Origin of the sequence: Rhodopirellula bahusiensis (assembly GCF_002727185.1) — a bacterium.
Lineage (GTDB): Bacteria > Planctomycetota > Planctomycetia > Pirellulales > Pirellulaceae > Rhodopirellula > Rhodopirellula bahusiensis.
On sequence record NZ_NIZW01000004.1, the window covers coordinates 54,223 to 71,618 of the forward strand.

15 protein-coding genes are annotated in these 17,396 nt (G+C 57.1%); 5 read left to right on the forward strand and 10 right to left on the reverse strand.

From position 1 onward, the window contains the following. Nucleotide 1 precedes the first annotated feature (1 nt). Nucleotides 2–766, reverse strand: coding sequence for a hypothetical protein (locus CEE69_RS06850; protein WP_099259993.1), 765 nt, complete (start codon nucleotides 764–766; stop codon nucleotides 2–4). 830 nt (nucleotides 767–1,596) lie between these two features. Then, nucleotides 1,597–3,651, reverse strand: a complete 2,055-nt coding sequence (locus tag CEE69_RS06860) for a flagellin (protein ID WP_099259994.1) — start codon at nucleotides 3,649–3,651, stop codon at nucleotides 1,597–1,599. A gap of 197 nt (nucleotides 3,652–3,848) precedes the next feature. On the opposite strand from CEE69_RS06860, the gene CEE69_RS06865 reads away from it, so the two are divergent. Beyond that, entirely contained in the window at nucleotides 3,849–4,895 is a 1,047-nt protein-coding gene (locus CEE69_RS06865) for an excinuclease ABC subunit C (protein ID WP_199169822.1), read from the forward strand. A 127-nt stretch (nucleotides 4,896–5,022) separates the two neighbouring features. Then, nucleotides 5,023–5,706 (forward strand): hypothetical protein, encoded by a 684-nt coding sequence (locus CEE69_RS06870; protein ID WP_099259996.1) that lies wholly within the window; start codon nucleotides 5,023–5,025, stop codon nucleotides 5,704–5,706. A 32-nt stretch (nucleotides 5,707–5,738) separates the two neighbouring features. Here CEE69_RS06870 and CEE69_RS06875 read toward each other — a convergent pair whose 3' ends face one another. From CEE69_RS06875 to CEE69_RS06895, 5 genes are all read right to left on the reverse strand, one after another. Further along, complete coding sequence (locus CEE69_RS06875; RefSeq protein ID WP_099259997.1) at nucleotides 5,739–6,554, reverse strand: SDR family NAD(P)-dependent oxidoreductase; 816 nt, start codon at nucleotides 6,552–6,554, stop codon at nucleotides 5,739–5,741. Between the two features lie 2 nt (nucleotides 6,555–6,556). Continuing rightward, complete coding sequence (hflX, locus tag CEE69_RS06880; RefSeq protein ID WP_099259998.1) at nucleotides 6,557–7,936, reverse strand: GTPase HflX; 1,380 nt, start codon at nucleotides 7,934–7,936, stop codon at nucleotides 6,557–6,559. An 89-nt stretch (nucleotides 7,937–8,025) separates the two neighbouring features. Then, on the reverse strand, nucleotides 8,026–9,462 hold the full coding sequence (locus CEE69_RS06885; protein WP_099259999.1) for an excinuclease ABC subunit UvrC: 1,437 nt from the start codon (nucleotides 9,460–9,462) through the stop codon (nucleotides 8,026–8,028). Between the two features lie 128 nt (nucleotides 9,463–9,590). After that, nucleotides 9,591–10,649, reverse strand: a complete 1,059-nt coding sequence (locus CEE69_RS06890; protein ID WP_390179963.1) for a hypothetical protein — start codon at nucleotides 10,647–10,649, stop codon at nucleotides 9,591–9,593. A gap of 48 nt (nucleotides 10,650–10,697) precedes the next feature. Further along, nucleotides 10,698–11,264 carry a hypothetical protein gene (locus CEE69_RS06895; RefSeq protein ID WP_099260001.1) on the reverse strand — a complete coding sequence of 189 codons (567 nt, stop codon included), beginning with the start codon at nucleotides 11,262–11,264 and terminating at the stop codon, nucleotides 10,698–10,700. A gap of 219 nt (nucleotides 11,265–11,483) precedes the next feature. On the opposite strand from CEE69_RS06895, the gene CEE69_RS06900 reads away from it, so the two are divergent. Next, entirely contained in the window at nucleotides 11,484–12,083 is a 600-nt protein-coding gene (locus tag CEE69_RS06900; protein ID WP_099260155.1) for a hypothetical protein, read from the forward strand. A 134-nt stretch (nucleotides 12,084–12,217) separates the two neighbouring features. Here the strand turns inward: CEE69_RS06900 and CEE69_RS06905 are convergent, their stop codons facing one another. Together CEE69_RS06905 and cobA are read right to left on the reverse strand one after the other, a co-directional pair. After that, nucleotides 12,218–12,532 (reverse strand): carboxymuconolactone decarboxylase family protein, encoded by a 315-nt coding sequence (locus CEE69_RS06905; RefSeq protein ID WP_199169813.1) that lies wholly within the window; start codon nucleotides 12,530–12,532, stop codon nucleotides 12,218–12,220. After that, nucleotides 12,529–14,061: a uroporphyrinogen-III C-methyltransferase gene (gene cobA, locus CEE69_RS06910; RefSeq protein ID WP_099260002.1), complete on the reverse strand. Its 1,533-nt coding sequence runs from the start codon at nucleotides 14,059–14,061 to the stop codon at nucleotides 12,529–12,531. Before cobA ends, CEE69_RS06905 begins: the two co-directional genes overlap by 4 nt. Nucleotides 14,062–14,226: 165 nt before the next feature. Between cobA and rpsT the strand changes: the two genes are divergently transcribed. Then, entirely contained in the window at nucleotides 14,227–14,499 is a 273-nt protein-coding gene (gene rpsT / locus CEE69_RS06915) for a 30S ribosomal protein S20 (RefSeq protein WP_099260003.1), read from the forward strand. A gap of 213 nt (nucleotides 14,500–14,712) precedes the next feature. On the opposite strand, the gene CEE69_RS06920 is transcribed toward rpsT, so the two are convergent. Next, complete coding sequence (locus CEE69_RS06920) at nucleotides 14,713–15,456, reverse strand: VTT domain-containing protein (RefSeq protein WP_099260004.1); 744 nt, start codon at nucleotides 15,454–15,456, stop codon at nucleotides 14,713–14,715. A gap of 334 nt (nucleotides 15,457–15,790) precedes the next feature. On the opposite strand from CEE69_RS06920, the gene CEE69_RS06925 reads away from it, so the two are divergent. Continuing rightward, the gene (locus tag CEE69_RS06925) at nucleotides 15,791–17,389 is read left to right on the forward strand and encodes a sialidase family protein (protein WP_099260005.1); all 1,599 of its coding nucleotides are present in this window, start codon (nucleotides 15,791–15,793) and stop codon (nucleotides 17,387–17,389) included. The last annotated feature ends 7 nt before the right edge of the window (nucleotides 17,390–17,396 follow it).

Genomic DNA, 17,396 nt, shown 5'->3' on the forward strand with positions numbered 1-17,396 from the left:
CTTACCAAAACCATTTCATGCCAAAAGACTCTTGCAGACTGTCTTGCCAGGGTGCACGGAAATTCAGCAAGGATGGATCGATGGTTTCATTGATCACGGGATCATAGGTTGTCGAATCTTGCGTCGTGAAGTCCTCAAATTCTGATCGGCTGTCGATACGACGGACAAGGTAGTTTTTTTGATCAATCCAGATCGTGATCGGATCACCGGAAAACAGGGCTTCGATTGTGAAGCAGGCGTGATCGCCATGTTGTTGATCATCGCCACGTTTCGCTTTGGTTACGTCGGTCAACGCTCGCCCTCCGACTTCTCGTGGCATTAGCAAAGCCGGAATCGTGTGGGCAGAACCTCCCGACACCCCGGTCGCGCCAGCCAACCCAAGTCCCAATGAGCCAGGCTGCTTGGATTGTCGACCAACGTCCCACCAAGTACGTACTTGCCCCTGGTCTCGCCAAACGATGTACCGGGACTGCGAATCACCCTCGACGCTGAATTCGAAGCGGAATTGATGCGGACGAATCATGGCGGTCGCAAACGGTTTTACCTCTCGGGTCTCGCCTTCATCGGACAGGTAGGTTGTCGTGAGTGTTCCCGAATCGGTGTAGGTTTGGCATTCAGAATACGTGGTCGCCATTCGGTCAAGTATCTGCGAAGCGGTGGGCAAACGATCGCCTGTGTCTCGATGGCAACCAAGCATTGGGATCGCGATGAGCAACACAACGAGTGGAGCCGATGACACCGTGTATGGGCGGGGTGAAAACGTCATGTGCAGAGACTCTGTCTTGAACCAGGGCGACGGGTACCGTTCCCGACTAGGCTCGATATCAACGGATCCGGGGCGCAGTTTTGTTTTCGGTTCTTGCCCGGAATGGTCGGGATGCCGCGGTCGATACCTGTGGATTCCCTTTTCTGGGGAACACTCATCGACGCTTATCAAACACGAATCTTGAGGTAGTTGATCTGATTAGTGTGCGATCAGTGAAGATCAGTGTTCCCCCTGTCTCACACAAACACGATCGCTAGCTGTGGACTCCTGTTTTTGGGAACACTGATCGACGCTTATCAAACACTAATCTTGAGGTAGTCGATTTGATTCGTGTGCGATCAGTGAAGATCAGTGTTCTCCCGCATCCCACACAAAAATCCGATTGGCACGGGCTTGGGCCTAATCTGCCAGACCGTCGCTACCGGCGTTCTGATAGCGGATGCAGTTTTTCTTTCCCGATGGCACCTGCAAAACAACGAGTCTCCGCTCTCACCCGAGCTTCGAGGTCGTGCAGTTTTGAAGTGCCGTGTTCGGAGTGTCTTCAGAACCCTGCCCGTTGCAAACCGGCTTGTTGATCTTGTTGTAGGTTGGCCACTCTTGGCCGACATCGACCACTCTGACGGGCAAGAGTGCCCATTCTACATGCGTTGAAACGCGGCCTCGTGGAACTGCACGACCTGCTTCACGACAGAGAGGAGACCGTTCGGTGAAGGGCCAACGTTGTGGAAGAAAAGCGGCATGCGACCGCTCAAACGAACAACGCCACCGATCCCATCATTTGGAATCGGTGGCGTTGGTTCTTAAAAGTTTGCCTGGGCCGAAAGGGGAGCTTACCCGAGCAACGACAACACGTTCTGTGGGTTTTGGTTGGCCAACGACAACACGTTCGTTCCCGATTGAACCAAGATCTGAGCCCGGGTCAGGTTCGCGGATTCCTGTGCGAAGTCGGCGTCACGAATCGAGCTTTCTGCTTCTTCCAAGTTGGCGAGCGTTTCGTTCAAGCTGACCAAGTTGCTTTCCAAACTCGTGGCTTGGAATGCACCGAGTCGACCGCGAAGGCTGGTGACTTTGTCGATCACTTCATCGATGACCGAGGCGGCACCGTTGACGTCGTTGGTCAAACTCTTGGCTTGACCGCTGCCCAATTCATAGAGACGACCATTCGCTCCACCGAGCTGACCGGTGCTCAAGCTACCGATGCCCAAACGAGCTTGCTGGTTGCTGGTGACGTCTGGCCCCAACTGGAACAACGCCCCGCCACCAGTGATCGAGAACGAGAAGTTCGCGGAACTCCCATCGTCAACGGTGACTTCCAAATCCAGCGACGATGTGTTGATCGACAACGTGTTGGCACGTCCGTTCGCTTCCACACCGTTGACCGTCGCGACGATGTCGACTCCGGTTGCGCGGGTTTCGGCGAGAGAAGATTCAAAGGTCCCGGATGTGCCTTCGTTGATCACATCGATGTTGATCAAGGCTTCCGAACCGTATGCGGTGGAAGTGAATTGCAACTGGCCGGTTGTCGTGCTGGCCGAGATTCCCGTGCTGTCACTGACCAGGTTGATCGCAGCGGCAATTTGATCTTGCCCCGTGCCTCCAGCGAAGTTGAATGTCTCAGCACCCGAGGCACCATTCAACTGGAAGACCAAATCATCCAAGAGCACCTCGCCGCCGCTGTTTCCAGTCGTGAGCGGTGGCTCAGGAGCGACGAATGCGTTCGCTCCTGAGTTATTCGTGCTGGTGAACAGGTTGTTGCCCTCATCGTCCTGGACCGCATCGATGGCCGTCGCGATGGCGGCGTAGTCTCGATTGGTTGGGGTCGCGGCCTGCGAGTTGAAAGTCACGGTCAGAATTTTCTGCTCGTCGTCGAACGAAGCTGTCGCGGCATCATCGGCCGCCGCATCGTTCAAGTCGACAAACTCGATCTGAACGTTGTTGAATTCCGAGCCTTCTGCGATCGCATCGATTTGGAACGCGACATCAGCAGTGACGTCGGCGGGCAATGCCTGAGTACCAGCGACCGTTGTTCCGGAAGCCGAAAATCCATCTTCCGCGTTGATTAGGTTTTGGATTTCAACCGCACTTGCATCAGCGTCCACTTGGGGAGGGGTCGCGGAATCACCGGTGAAGTTGCCAGTGATGGTCAACACTCCGGTGGTGTCATCGTAAGACACGTCGCCTAGGTTGGAGTTGTTGATATCGTCGACGAAAGTAACGCTAGTGAACCCTTCCGGCCCAACGATATCGATTGATTCACCATTGATGTCCGCCGTCGTCGAGCTACCAAAGCTGACGGATGCCGCTGCAGCTGGGCTGAATCCGCCCGTGGTCACGGTCGCTTGAGTCGCCTCGGACTGAACCACGACCTCCACATCAATCTGACCGGTGATGCCCAAGTTGGCTTGGTCGATATTGACGTCGCGAATCGAATCCACGCCGCCGGCGGTTGAAACAAAGTCCAACGACCCATCGAGCAACTTACGACCTTGGAAAGTCGTCGTTTGTGCAATCCGGTTGATGGCTTCCAATGATGAATCGATCTGCAATTGGTTTGCAGCGATCTCTTCAGTGGACAACGCCCCATTATTGGCCGCTTCGACGACCAGACCGCGGACGTCGTTGAGCAGGTTGCTGACCTGGCCCAGAGCACTGTCGGCGGTGCTGATGATTTGGCTGGCACGCCGCGTGTTGCTGATCGCTCGACCAAGGCTGGTCACTTCGCTTCGCAACGCTTCACTTGCGATCAAACCAGCTGGGTCATCCGCCCCGCTGTTGATTCGCAAACCCGTGCTCAATCGAGTCAATGCCGTTTGCAAATCTTCGTTGCTAGCCTGCAGTCGGTTTTGTGCAACGAGCGACGAAACGTTGGTATTGATTCTTGTCATGGGTGGCGAACTCCGTTTCCGATTGACTTCTATCCAAGCCAGGAAAGGCCGCAGATCCGCGGTCGTGACTCAGAAGCAAAAAGTGGGGCAGCGGCCTCATGCCGCAAACCGGTGTTTGATTTCTTCGTTCCTATCGTCCGGCTCGCCCCGATGATGGCAATCAAACCGCCTGAATCACGGTGTGTTGCGGTCAAAGCCTGTTGCACGAGGAATCATTGGTAGAATCATCCCAACGCGAACACTTTGCCCGACTGGAATCCTTTGACATGCCGGCCTTCACTCAAGACTCACCCGACAGCCGTTCGGTCAACAGCATGACCGTCCCGTGCACAACAAATACGTGCGCAATCACAGTTTGCCTGGTCATATCGAGCTTGATACTCAGCCCGTTTGCGTTCGCCCAAGAGTCGGTTGAGAGCACCGCGTCATCTTCGCATGTCGTCAATTCGACCGGCTTCACCGCAGACGAAATTCGCGACGCCTATCGAAAATCACACCAGGGCTACAGCAGCGATGAATTGATCCTGCAGGACAAGTTGCGTGAAACATTCCTTCGTGAACTGGGCATCGACCCCAACGAAGAATCGCAATTCGATCGTCAACGGACTGCACTGAGAGCGCTACTGCAACTTCGCAAACGAGGCGATCTGGACGTCCCCACGACGAAGCGTTCGGGCGAAGCTTCGCAAACCATCAACGCAGCCATCCCCACCGCCGAGATCGCAATTCGCACGGTGCTGGACCGGCACGAAGCCATGATCGACGACGTTTTGTGCGATCCCAGCATGAGGTCCGAACTGCAACAAGAAGCCGAGCGTTTGTCGAAAGGGGTCTCGGCCGAAACCGTTCGGCGAGCCGTCCTGCGTCTTCGAAAGTCCAGGCGACTCCGTCCCGAGCTCGTCCTTCGCGTCGCGGATTGGGACCGAACCGTGACCACGCACCCGATGAAAAACCTGGCCCTGGACACGCTCCCCAACACGCCGGGCGTGTACCTGTTTCGTGATTCGACGGGCTACCTCTACATCGGGGAAGCAATCCGATTGCGCGACCGAATCGGCGACCATCTGCGTGGCAGTCACAATGCTGGCCTGGCGAGTATCCTAGGTGACGACGCGTCCAACCCAGTGACATTGGAGTTGCATGCTTTTCCGGCTAACTCACCGGCGAAGAAGCTGACCGTTCGACGAGCCTATGAAAGCGAGCTAATCCGAAGCAGGCATCCCCGATTCAATCTCCAACCCTAGTCGACAACGAGCGATCACTTCCGGTTGTATCGATTGAAACGATCAGGCGAGCCTGGCAAGACAATCGGCTATCGAATTTGGTTTGATTTGCCCGCTCCAATTGCAAACGCGAACTACGTTGGCGTTTATGAAATTGCTCGTTCCAGCCGTTCTGTGTTTCGCCACGGTCACCCTCGCCGTCGATTCAACCACTGCATCCGCAGATTGGTTGACGATGCCGAGCACCTACACCCACGACGTTGCATCCGGCCAACGCGTCACCCAGTTCGCCCCGATCGACGCCCCCACCACGGCGATCACCCAACCGCTCCGAACCAGCGGCTACACACACTTCCGCAGTACGATCGCGTATGGACAATCAGCCGACAACTATCACCGAGTTGAAGAGTGGGGCGATCCAGTTCGACCCTACGGCGAATGGCGTTTTCCCTATCGTCCTTACAGCACTCCCTACCCGAATTGGGGTCAGCCCTATGGCGGCCTGAACATCGGATTGGGCGGCGGTTATGGATGGGCAGCCCCCACGCAGTACGGCCCTCCACAAGGACCCGTTGGACCTGGGTATCCGGGCGGACAGCATCTCGGTGGCGGCCCCGGCAACATCAATGGTCCCGGTGATGTGAACGGCCCTGGGGATGTAAATGGCCCGGGCAACAATCCAGGGCATGGACATCATCGTGGCCGCGGCCATGATCGCTATCCAAACCCCGCCGCCGGCACCAACCAGTTCGCACCTTATCCATCTGGTCGCGGAACGCCCTATCCGGTCGCTCCGTACTACGACGGCTACTCGCCCAACTATCGCGACTGATCTCCAGCGGTCTCGCAAAAGGCATGCCTGGCTCAGCGACCTCGTTTGGCCAGGATGCCGTTCATCACGGGTGGTGAAACGCGATCGGCGTACACCAAAGCTTTGCCGCCTAGGCTCAAGATCACCTCGCTGCGACCACGCTTGATTGCAGTCAACGTTGCCTGAGCGACACGAGCGGGAGGCCAGCTGCCGATGCTGTTGGACTTTTGATCGGGTTCCGTCTCAACCAGCGAGTCGAAGAACTCACTGCGAGTCGTGCTGGGACTGACCATCGTCACGCCGATCCCTTCGCGAACCAGTTCCGCTCGCAAAGAATCGTTCCAGCCATGCAGTGCAAATTTGCTGGCGCAGTACTCGCTCTTGTCCGGAACCGCTCGGTGCCCCAAGACACTACCGATGTTGCAGACCACCGGACGCACGTCTTTTTGAGCCGCCAAACGCAGCCGCGGAATTGCATCGCGAGTCCAATCAACGGGGGCAAAGAAGTTCACCTCCATCACCCGGCGCATGCGTTCTGGCGACGCGTCCGCAAAAGGCCCGATCGCTCCCACGCCCGCGTTGTTGACCAGCAAATCCAATTCGCCATCACGAAGCGAATCCGCTGCTCGCATCGCTTCCTCTCGGGTCGCGGCATCCGTCACATCGCCGGCGATGCAGTGAACACGTTCGGGATGTGACGTTGCATTGGCAAGCTCGATCAGTCGCTCTCGTCGTCGCGCAACCGCAACGACGTGAGCACCTTCGTTGACCAACATTCGAGTCAACTCGAACCCGATTCCGCTGCTGGCGCCAGTGACAATCGCCACGGCATCCTGAGATTTCCAAACCTGCTGAAACGGCAGCGGCATGTTCAAGCCACGTCGCTCGAACGTTCGACCGATTCTTCCGCCGAATTCTCGTCGGATTGTTTGGACTCATCATCCGATGCAGTTTGCTTCCACATTTCAAGCGTCGTTGGTGTCACGCTCAACGCGCTGCGTTTGACCGTTCCCATCGCGGACGCTGGCATGCGAACTCGCACAATAACATGATCGTTTCCAAACTCGCGTGATTCGATCTTGCCGGTCGCAGATAGGAACGAAAGCAGTTTGCCATCGTGATGAGCCACGCCGATCTCAACGTCCAAGAATTCACGTGACAGTGCTTCGCCGACCGCCTGAGCCAACGGCTTCAAACCGGACCGCGAGCGTGCACTGACAGGAATCGCATTGGGATATCGATCCAACACGCGGTTCAGCACACGTGGGCTGGTGATCGCATCAATTTTGTTGAGCACCAACAATGTGTCCTTGGCTTCGATGCCCAACTCTTCAAGCACCTGATAGACCGCGCTGATCTGCTCAAAGACTTGCGGGCTGCTCGCATCTGCGACATGCAACAACAACTCCGCCTGACGAGTCTCTTCCAACGTCGACTTAAAACTGGCAACCAAAGAGTGAGGCAGGTCACGAATGAAACCGACCGTGTCACTCAGCAACACGTGGCCCCATTCAGGCAGATGCCATCGTCGCGTTCGAGTGTCCAGCGTTGCGAAAAGTTTGTCTTGCGCCATCACGCCGGCGTCGGTCAGAGCGTTCATCAAAGTGCTCTTACCCGCGTTGGTGTAACCCACCAGCGAAACAGTCGGTGAATCCGAGCGAGCCGCGACCTGGCGTTCGCGTCGCAATTCAACGCTCTTCAACTCGGTCTTCAAATCGTGGATGCGTTTTTGGGCCAACCGGCGGTCAACCTCCAACTGCTTTTCACCGGGACCACGCATCCCGACGCCCATGGACTGACGCGAAAGGTGAGTCCACATGCGTTTGAGTCGTGGCAACGAGTATTCCAGCTGTGCCAACTCAACGGCCAAACGCGATTCGTGCGTTCGTGCTCCGGCGGCAAAGATATCCAGAATCAACTCGGTTCGGTCGATCACCTTCGCATTGGTTTTCTTTTCCAAGTTGCGGATTTGAGCGGGGCTCAGATCGTTGTCGAAGATGACCACGTCGGCTTCATGGCGTTCCACCATCAGCCGCAGTTCTTCAACTTTGCCTTTGCCCAAGTAGGTCGAATGGTCGGGTGTGGAGCGACGCTGAATCAACTCATCCACCACTTCGGTCCCCGAGGTGGTCGCCAGCCCATGCAGTTCTTCCAACGGATCTTCTTCGACCACGGTGTCGGGCAGGATCAAACGAGCCAAGATGCTACGTTCGGGAGAGTCGTCGTGCAGGGTGATGTGTTTATCTGACACGAGTGATAGGGCGCCTTGGTCGAAAAGGTTGGAAGTGAAGTCGTGACTTCATTTTAGTCTTAATACGGACCCTTCGCACTCGGAAAGGTTCACCGCTCGAGACTGGATTTACTACGCAAAATGTGGTGGTAATGTTGGGCAAATCGGTGAGATTCATCGCGAACGTACTGTAGCAAACGCAGTGCAAACGCGTTTTTGCTCAGCCTGAGCGGTTCGGAAATTCCCGGACGAAAAATTTCTTCGTCGCGTTTCGCGAGGCTAATCACCGTCGGCGGCTGAATGTCTTGATCTCGAAAAGCAGCCATCGCCGCGTTGAGTTGACCTTTGCCACCATCGATCAACAACACGTCCGGAAACGCCTCTTGGCGATCCGATAACCCACGGAAACGTCGCGACACAACTTCGTAAATGCTGCGGAAGTCATCAATGCCTTTGACTTCCTGAATGCGAAATCGCCGGTAACCGGGCTTGAACGGCAGTCCGTCAATGAATTGGACGAGACTGGCGACGGTTTCGTTCCCTCCCAAGTGAGCGATGTCGACGCCTTCGATCACGCGTGGCATCTCGGAGAGTCCCAACACCTTCTTCAGTCCCGCCAATCCCTTTTGAGGATCGATGTAGAAAACTTCGGGCTGGGCGTGCGTGTCCAACTCACCCCGTTCTTCCAATCGCTCGATCATGTTGATCTCATCGCGAAGAATGGCGGCTCGCTCAAAGTCCAACGCTTTGCTGGCGTCCTTCATCTCGCCTCGCATCTCGCGCAGCAACTTTGTCTTTCCACCATCCAAGAACGTTTGCAAACGTTTGATGTCGCGGCGGTAGTCCTCTTTGCTGATCCGGAAGTTGCACGGCGCGGTGCATTGATTGATGCTGGCCAACAAGCACGGTCGGAACCATTGCCACTTTTCGTCGGACTCACTGATGTCGAGCGAACAAGTTCGAAACTTGAAGATCCGCTGCATCACCTGGATCGCTCCTCGAAGAGCACCCGCACTGGTGAACGGTCCGTAAAGCTTCACGCCTTTGGACGGTGGTTCCCGAGTCACCTCCACCCGCGGAAATTCTTCCCGAGTGGTGATCATCAAATACGGAAACGACTTGTCGTCCTTCAGCTCTTTGTTGTTTCGCGGCTGAATGTCCTTGATCAGCCGGGACTCCATCAGCAACGCGTCGACTTCGCTTTCGGTTTCCACAAAGTCGATGTCGGCGATGTCACCGATCCAATCGGCCGTGCGAGCGTCCTCGCTGGCCGCCTTCAAGAAATAGCTGCTGGCGCGAGACCGAAGGTTCTTGGCCTTGCCAACGTAGATCACCACGCCGGCGGAATCCTTCATTAGATACACGCCCGGCGACTGCGGGAATGTTTTGACTTTCCGGTTGGCTTGCTTGAAACCTTGGCTGAAATCCTGCAACACCTTCGCGGGAATCACGGAATCAGGCGACGCCTCGACATCCGTAGTTGCCCCATCGTCGACGGGTTCATGGTCGATGGGGTCATCGTTGTTTTCGGTTTCGCGGTCGCTCATTCGTCCCTGTTGTGGGCAAAACCATGGTTGCGGATAGACACTCGCATTGGACCGCGAGCCTGCCTGTTTGGCAACAATCACGTCCGGACGACCACGGCTAGAGCGAATGCCGGACCACTTTCAGAGAATCACTCGTAGCGAATGCCGCGTAGCGGTGGGCCCGTGGGTGCGTTGGCGGAATACGCTGCGGCTGAACCTGGCATCCCCACCGACTGCGTCCAGGGAGCTTCCGAAGCGGGCACGATCGGCCCCGTCGATGCGGGGCTGTATCCCATCGCTCCCGTCGCGGTGCTTCCAAATCCTCCCGGCGAGCCCATGCCGGCCATCCGGACCAAGTCGACCTTGTTCGGGTTGGTTGTCGGCATCGTGAACAATTCGGGATCACCTGACAACAGCTGATTGACTGTGTAAGAGGCAACCTCCAACTGCATCGCAAGAGGTGGACCGGCGGCGGGGAACAATTCCATTTTGACTCGGTGTGGCAAAACGACATTGGCCGCTTCGTTGTACCGGTGATCCGAAGAAACACTTTTCGCGACGAGCCGAACATCCGGCGAATACAAGAATAAGTTGGTGACGTAACCCTCCGACGGCTCGATGAAGATCACTCGCTGATAGGTCCCGGACGAAGATGGCACCGAAGTCCTAACCTCGATCAATCCATCGCTGCGAAGCACCGGCACGCCAAGCACGGAACTCGGGTCCAAACGAGCCAAACCGATCGCTTCGATCAACCAACTCGGATCGACGGGCAAGATCGACCGATTCAATTGTGCCGCGTACTCACTATGATTGGCGTGGAACAACGTTTTCTTGGTCATGGTTTCTGGGACTTCGAACCAGAACTCGTTTTCGTTACTACCGAGATCAATGCCCGCTCCCATGATGACTGGGACGCTGGCCTTCAGTCGAAACTGCTTCTCTCGCTGCAGATTCACTGTCGCGTTGAGTTTGGGAACCGCCGGCATCGACAACACATCCAACTTGGCGGAGTTCGTCGACAATTGCTGAACGGCGTCCGTCCGATTGACCGCTGCGGCGAGCTGATAAATGTCGGGCGATGCATTCAAAACCACCGGCGGTGCCGGAAAGGGCGTGTTCGAAACCGCTCGAACGCATCCCGTGGTCAACGTCAGCAGACCAATCGTCGCGATCAAACCGACCAACGCAATTTGTCGATCACTCATGCGAATCGATGCGGGCAAAGAGAACGTGGAAAGCATCGGCGTCTTTTCTCATTCAGGAAGTTCGTCGACGTCACGGTAAATCAGATCGATCAATTCGTCTTGGAGCGTGCCGGCTTCGGAAGCCCCGATCGCCACCACTTCCACTTCCATCGTCGACTGGTCCAAATTGGACATCAGCAGCATCGTTTCGCGAGGCTTTGGCTCAGGCGTGTTCGTCTCGCCTTCGTCGCTTGGGTCTCGCTCGGGCGCACCGATTGGTGAACCTGTGGCCGTGGGCTCAATGGTTTTCAAATGACGTTTTCTCAACAGCAGCAACGCCAGCAAAAACCGACTCTTCGCCGCGGCGGGCTGCTCCGCCATCGATCGCAACAGCTCGATCAAAACCTCGGGAGGCGCGATTTCACGCTTCTTCTCTTCCGCTCGAGGCACCCGGTTCTTCCACCATCCGATCGCTTCTTCAGGCGGCCCCTTCCAAGCGTCCGCGGCAATGTCGACTCGCTTGAAGTCCTCGTCGGCTTCCAAGACCACGGAATAATAGACCTCGCCCGGTTCCAACGGACGGTCGCCAACGCTGCAGCGCCGGGTGGTTCGGTTGATCTTGTATTCGCCAATCATGATTTGACCCTAGCAAAGCAAACTTGCCCGCCGAAAGACAGCTTCTGAGCTTGCAGAACCGGCCTCCGATGGCGTATTCGGAAAACATCCAGCGACCTGTGTTCCGCCGCGAATGCAGCCCCATTCTCAGGGAAAAAAGACCTCGCTGGACCATGAATCACATTGTTTTGTGACTCAATTCACTTCCAACTGATTCCGTCGCTGCTTTCTGGTCGTTCGATGCCATCCAATTCTCCCGACGATTCTGCTTCGTCCACGCTCAAACCAAACACGACCACGTCGACGGTTGTTGTGGCGGACCCGAAACCTCTCTCTTTGTTGGCAACCGCTGGCATTTTGCACCACGAGGGGATGCGATGCATTTGTGCTCGCAGCACCGACGCCGTCCTGAAAGCGTTCGAACTGGAACTGGCCGACGAGACTTCCGTGCTGCCCAAGCTCCAGGCTCGGATTGACGATGGCCATCCCAAACCAACCGAATTGGAACCCTCGTCAAATCAAACGCCGACAAAATTCGCGATCGACCTGCTCATCTGGGATGTCGCCGACGACCCCATGAGCGTGCTGACAATCATCCAGCAAATCCGTCAGATCGCACCGTTCCAGAATTTGCCAGTCGTATTGCTAGCTGATTCCAAATGGGCGGGGCTGGAAAAGAAAACCGAAGCCGAGGCCGCTCCCACGCACTGCCTCTTCAACCCGATCGACCCCAAATCGCTGATCACGATCGCTCAGCATTTGCTGTGGATGCCATCGCTGCAAGCGACGCACCGCCAACGAGGCAGCCGCCCCAATCGCCCGGGCTGGGTCACACTCTAGGGACCCCAGAAGCATTAGCCGCCGTGCGTTGGCACCGGTTCCCACGACGCAACCGGGCCGAACGGCCATCGGCTAAGTGGTGCAGTTTGCAACGTGATTTGTCCCGCGCGTGACAAACATGCCGCCACGAGCGATCACTCCGGCTTGGGTTCAATCACGTCTTCCACCCACGACTTGGCTCGCATCATCGTGGGAAAACCGATTGTCGGTGCGGACAGCATCGCAACGTGTCGCAGATCATCCGGTGTGCACCCGGCCTCCAACGCCTTGCGACAATGAGAATGCGCCGCGCCTTCCAAACCAGCGCCCAATGAGATCGCGAGTTTGACCAACGCCACCTCGCGGTCGGTCAACGGACCGCATTCGCGAGCCGCCTTGCCCAGATCTTCGTAGGCACGCATGTACTCGGGATGATCGGCGTGCATCTGGCGGTAACGTTTGGGAATCATGTTGTCTCCGCGTCAAGAATCGCTTGGGTCAAAGAATGCATTGTCGCGGACTTAGCGATCGCGTCGACACGCCATCCCAATTCGCGAACCGTTTCCGCGGTCAACGGGCTGATGACCGCGACTTTGGTCTCGCCGATCGAATCGCCCAACCAACGGTGAACGTTCCTCGCCGTCGCGGGACTGGTCAACGTGATCCAGTCCAACGGATGCTCGTTCAATCGGGCTCGCGTCGCTGGATCCATTTCCGCCACGTCACGATTTTCATACGTGATCACTTCGCGAACGCTGGCCCCGGTCGCTCGCAAGCCATCGGCTATGACGTCGCGGCCTCGCTGGGTTCGCACAATCAAAGTGGACTTGAGTGGCCGCTGAGCCTGTTGCAACATTTCCAACAACGCGTCGGCGTCAAAGGTTTCCGGAATCCAATCCGCTCGCAGGTGATAGCTCTTCAAAACACTCGCCGTTGCGTCGCCAACCACCGCGATCTTCAGCCCGCCCAAACAACGCATGTCGCGACCGACCTCGAGCAACCGATCGAAGAAGAACCTCACGCCGTTGCGGCTGGTGAAAACCAACGAGTCAAACGATTCCAACTGTTCGATCGCGGCGTCCACATCGGACCAGTCATCCGGTGCCGCAATCTCGATCGCCGGTTGAACGACCACGCTTGCCCCCAACTCTTCCAGCGGCCGCGCCAATTGGTCAGCCTGATCCTTCGGCCGAGTGACCAAAATGCTCTTTCCGGAGAGCGGTCGGCGGCTGAACCAATCCATCGACTCCGCCAACCCTGTGACCTCGCCAACGATCGTGATCACTGGCGGTCGGAACTTGCTGGCGGGAGTCAGATGCCCAGCTACCTCGTCCAACCGGCACTGAATTTTTTGCTGATCCTGCAAGCTGCATCGCCGCAGAATGGCACAGGGCGTTTCGGGATCTTTGCCGCTGGTGATCAATGCGTCCGTCCATTGCTTGGCCGTCGTGACGCCCATGTAGATCACCAGCGTGCCGGGGAATCGAGCCAGAGCCGGCCAATCCAAATCCGACTTTGCCTTGCCCGGTTCCTCGTGCCCGGTCACCAAAGCCACGGCCGACGCAATTCCGCGGTGGGTTATCGGAATCCCAGCGTAGGATCCCGCCGCCAACGCCGCCGTGATTCCCGGCACAATTTCGAACGGAACTCGCTCCGCTTTCAACGCGTTGACTTCTTCGCTGGTCCGAGCGAACACGGCCGGGTCGCCACCCTTCAGCCGCACGACTCGTTTGCCTGCTTTGGCGTGCCGGATCATCTCGGCGATGATCTCGTCCTGCTTCCAAATTCGCGATTGCCCGTGTTTACCGACGCATTGATGAACCGCTTGCGGAGCATGGACCAGCATTTCGACGTTGCTCAGCCCGTCATACAGCACAACCTCGCAATCCTGCAGACATTCCTGACCGCGGAGGGTCAACAGGCCCGGGTGCCCGGGTCCTGCCCCCACCAATGCGACGAATCCCGGTGTTGTTTCAGAAAGAGCGAGTTCAGAATTCAAGGAGATGCGGCTTTTTCGCGATAAAGAGGGTTGGAAAACAAGATTATGGAACTTCTCCGTTGACCTGGACAGTCGGCTGATCGGACGTCATACTCCTCGATTCCAAATTTTGACCAATTTGATCCATTCCTTACCATTGCGTGTCCGCCGGACACTCCGAGCGAAATGCCAAACACTTCAAGCGCCTCGAAACGTCTGCGTCAAAACGAAAAACGTCGTTTGCTCAATCGTGCTACCCGTAGCAACATGCGATCCACCATTCGTCGTGTCCGCGAAGCCGTCGAAAACAACGATCTGGACACCGCAAAGAGCGAATTCCAAGCCGTCCAAAAGAAATTGGACCGTGCCGCAGCCAACAACTTGATCCACAAGAACGCCGCTGCTCGCACCAAGAGCCGTTTGAACACGCTGATCAAGAACGCAGCTCAAACTGCCTGATTCGAGCCAAGCCGGGCGACCTCGCGACACTCGCTGAGTCGCCGCCCAGCACGCCATTAAAAGACATCCGAAAGGTCCTGATTTCCTCAGGACCTTTTTCGATGCGCGGTCGGAACCTGGCCCGAAACAATGCCTCAAACAAATCGAGGCGAAAATCCGGCGAGCTGTCGCTGATTCCCGTTCGCACACCAGCTACCAGATCCGCCACCCAGCTCAAGCGTTCTGGCCGGCCGCTATTTCCGCCGCGGCCAATTCTCTCGCTCGATGCCGCCAAATGTGCCTGGGCACCAAAACCGACAGCAACACGGCTGCAACCACCGACGTGACCAACCCCAACCAGCGAGTCAGACTCGAGTCGGTCGCCCCGGAGATCCCCGCCCCAGCGACGGAGCCCATCGTCTCGGTCGCCACCGCCCCGCAATGAACCCACAGCAACTGCGGCCCGGCCGCTAACAATGCCGCGGCCAAGTACGGGACCTGACGAGCCCCGGAAGCTCCCATCGTGTAGCTGATGATCGTCGTTGGAATCGGTGACAAACGGACCAACAGATGCATTCCCAAATTCGCATCGCGAGCCCCCGACCGGATGATCCGAAGGGTTTCTCGCCAGGACGCGTCGGACGCTTCCGCTTCGATGTCAACCGATGAATGCCCCAGCGACCACCGGCCCAAGTGATAGTTCACCCAAGCCGACACGACCGCGGTGACAGCGAGCGTTGGTCCGCCAACCATCAAACCAAACACCGATCCCGCCGCGATGGACACAAACGTTTTGGGGACGAACAGACACATCGCCAAGGTTCCCAAAATCACAAACGCCGCCGGCCCCGCGTCGCGGCCCATGGCCAACCAATCACTGGCCAGCTCAACCCCGACACCACTGACCAGCCCGCACACGCCGACGATGACCAACACCATCGGCAGCAGACTTCTCGCGATCTGTGCTGAACGTTTCAAACCTTTGCCTATCCCAATCCTTGCAAACCCCAGTTGCGATCGTCAAAGCGATCCGCGTTCGCTCCCATCTGCTTCATCATCCATCATCTACCGCGAGCATTTTGCCACGCGTGAACGAGCCAGCACGAATCGACTCGCACCTCCCCGACAGCAAGTCCGACAGTGCACCATGTCTGATGTTACCAGCAACGATAACTCTCGTCTCATTCCTGCGAACAAACCGCCTGCGTTTCATGGAATCCCTCAGCCAATCCGAGGCCCGGCTTCCAAACAATGCTGTCCAGCGACAGCTACAATGGGGGCCCGCCATCAAAGCCCACCTGTGTTGAGTGTCATGAAATCATCGTTCACTTGCCTTCGTTTGCCGCTCGTTTTCTTGGCACTGACGCTGCCAATGCTGCTCAGTCAAAACATTGCATCCGCGACAGAGGATACTGCGGAAGAAACCAAAGAACGGGGCCTCAACCGGCAACTCTCATCAGCGGTCTATCTGACCGCGAATGATTTGTCGATCGCGACAGGGAATCCTTCGCTCGTACTCATGTCGAAGGGATCCACTCACATTCCCGTGTGGTCGTTGTCCGGAGGCACCGAAGGGCAATCTGTCGCCGGCATTGTCAACGGACTTCCCGGCGAGTGCCGTGCGGTGAAGGTCGAAATCGTCGTGACGTCCACCGATGCGGGAACGCGCCCGGGCCTGGAGGACTTGTATCGGGTTCACTTGTCGCAAATGGTCGAAGACGGGCCGTTCACGACGGGATACTCATTGGGCAAGCCCATGCGAACACCGCTTCCCGCCGGCCCGTTCCACTCCCGCAAAATCGTTCTGGAATCCTACTATGAAGTGGTTCCCGACGCGCCGCTGACCGTGCGAATCCAACGCGAACCTGGCTTGCCCGGCGACACCTTCACTCGTCCCACGGGACTGGCGGCAGTGAAGGTGACGCCGCTGAACGCCCCTGCCGAGGCTCATGTTGTCCAGGACGTGAGCGGCTACAACTCGTGGCCGATGACTCAAGCCATCGGAGAGAAACTGGTCTGCACTTATAGCCGGGGCTCAGGTCATTCAATCGGCGAAGACGCTCGCGCGGTGTATGCACGCACTTCGGTCGATGGCGGAAAATCGTGGATGGCGGAAACCGTCGTCGCGAACACCCCTGGCTTCGGCGAGGTCACCGTCGGGAAAGGCCTGGATTCCACAGGAGCGATGCTGCTCTGGGTACGCCGAGTTGGGAAACAACGGCACCACGATCTCTATCGCACCACCGATGGCGTTTCCTTCACGCTGATAGCCACTCCGGAACTCGCCACCCAACCCATGCAGATCACCGATGTTTTCGCGGTCCCTGATGTGGGGCTGATGGCATTGTGGTTCGCAGGAAATTACAGCGACAAAGCGGTTCACTCATGGGGCGTGATGACCAGCCGCGACGATGGCGTCAACTGGACACAGACTCCCGTCGAGTCCGGGCTGTTGAAAGCGGACTGGCCCACCGAACCCGCTGCTGTTTCCCTCGGCGATGGCAGAATCCTCGCTGTCGCTCGGACAGAAAGCGGCCCCGCTCAATTCCAGATGGTCTCGACAGACAACGGTGCCACGTGGAAACGCCATCAAACCAACATCAGTGATATCTACGCCTCCACACCCAGCCTTATCCTTGACGCTGAAACCGGCTTGTTGAGCAACTACTACTACGAACGAGGCCGAGGCATCTTGCGGCGCCGAGTGGTTGACCCAAACATCGTCTTCGACAATCCGCTGCACTGGCCCGCCTCAGAAGCAGTCGCCACCGGCAGTCAACTTGCATGGGACTCGGGCAACGCCAACGCCACGTTCATCGGGGACACTCACTACGTCTCCTTTTACTCGGGAGAGGCTCCCGACACAGCCGTCATGCTCTCGGAGCTTCCCGAACCAACCGTCACCCCTTGAGCATTCA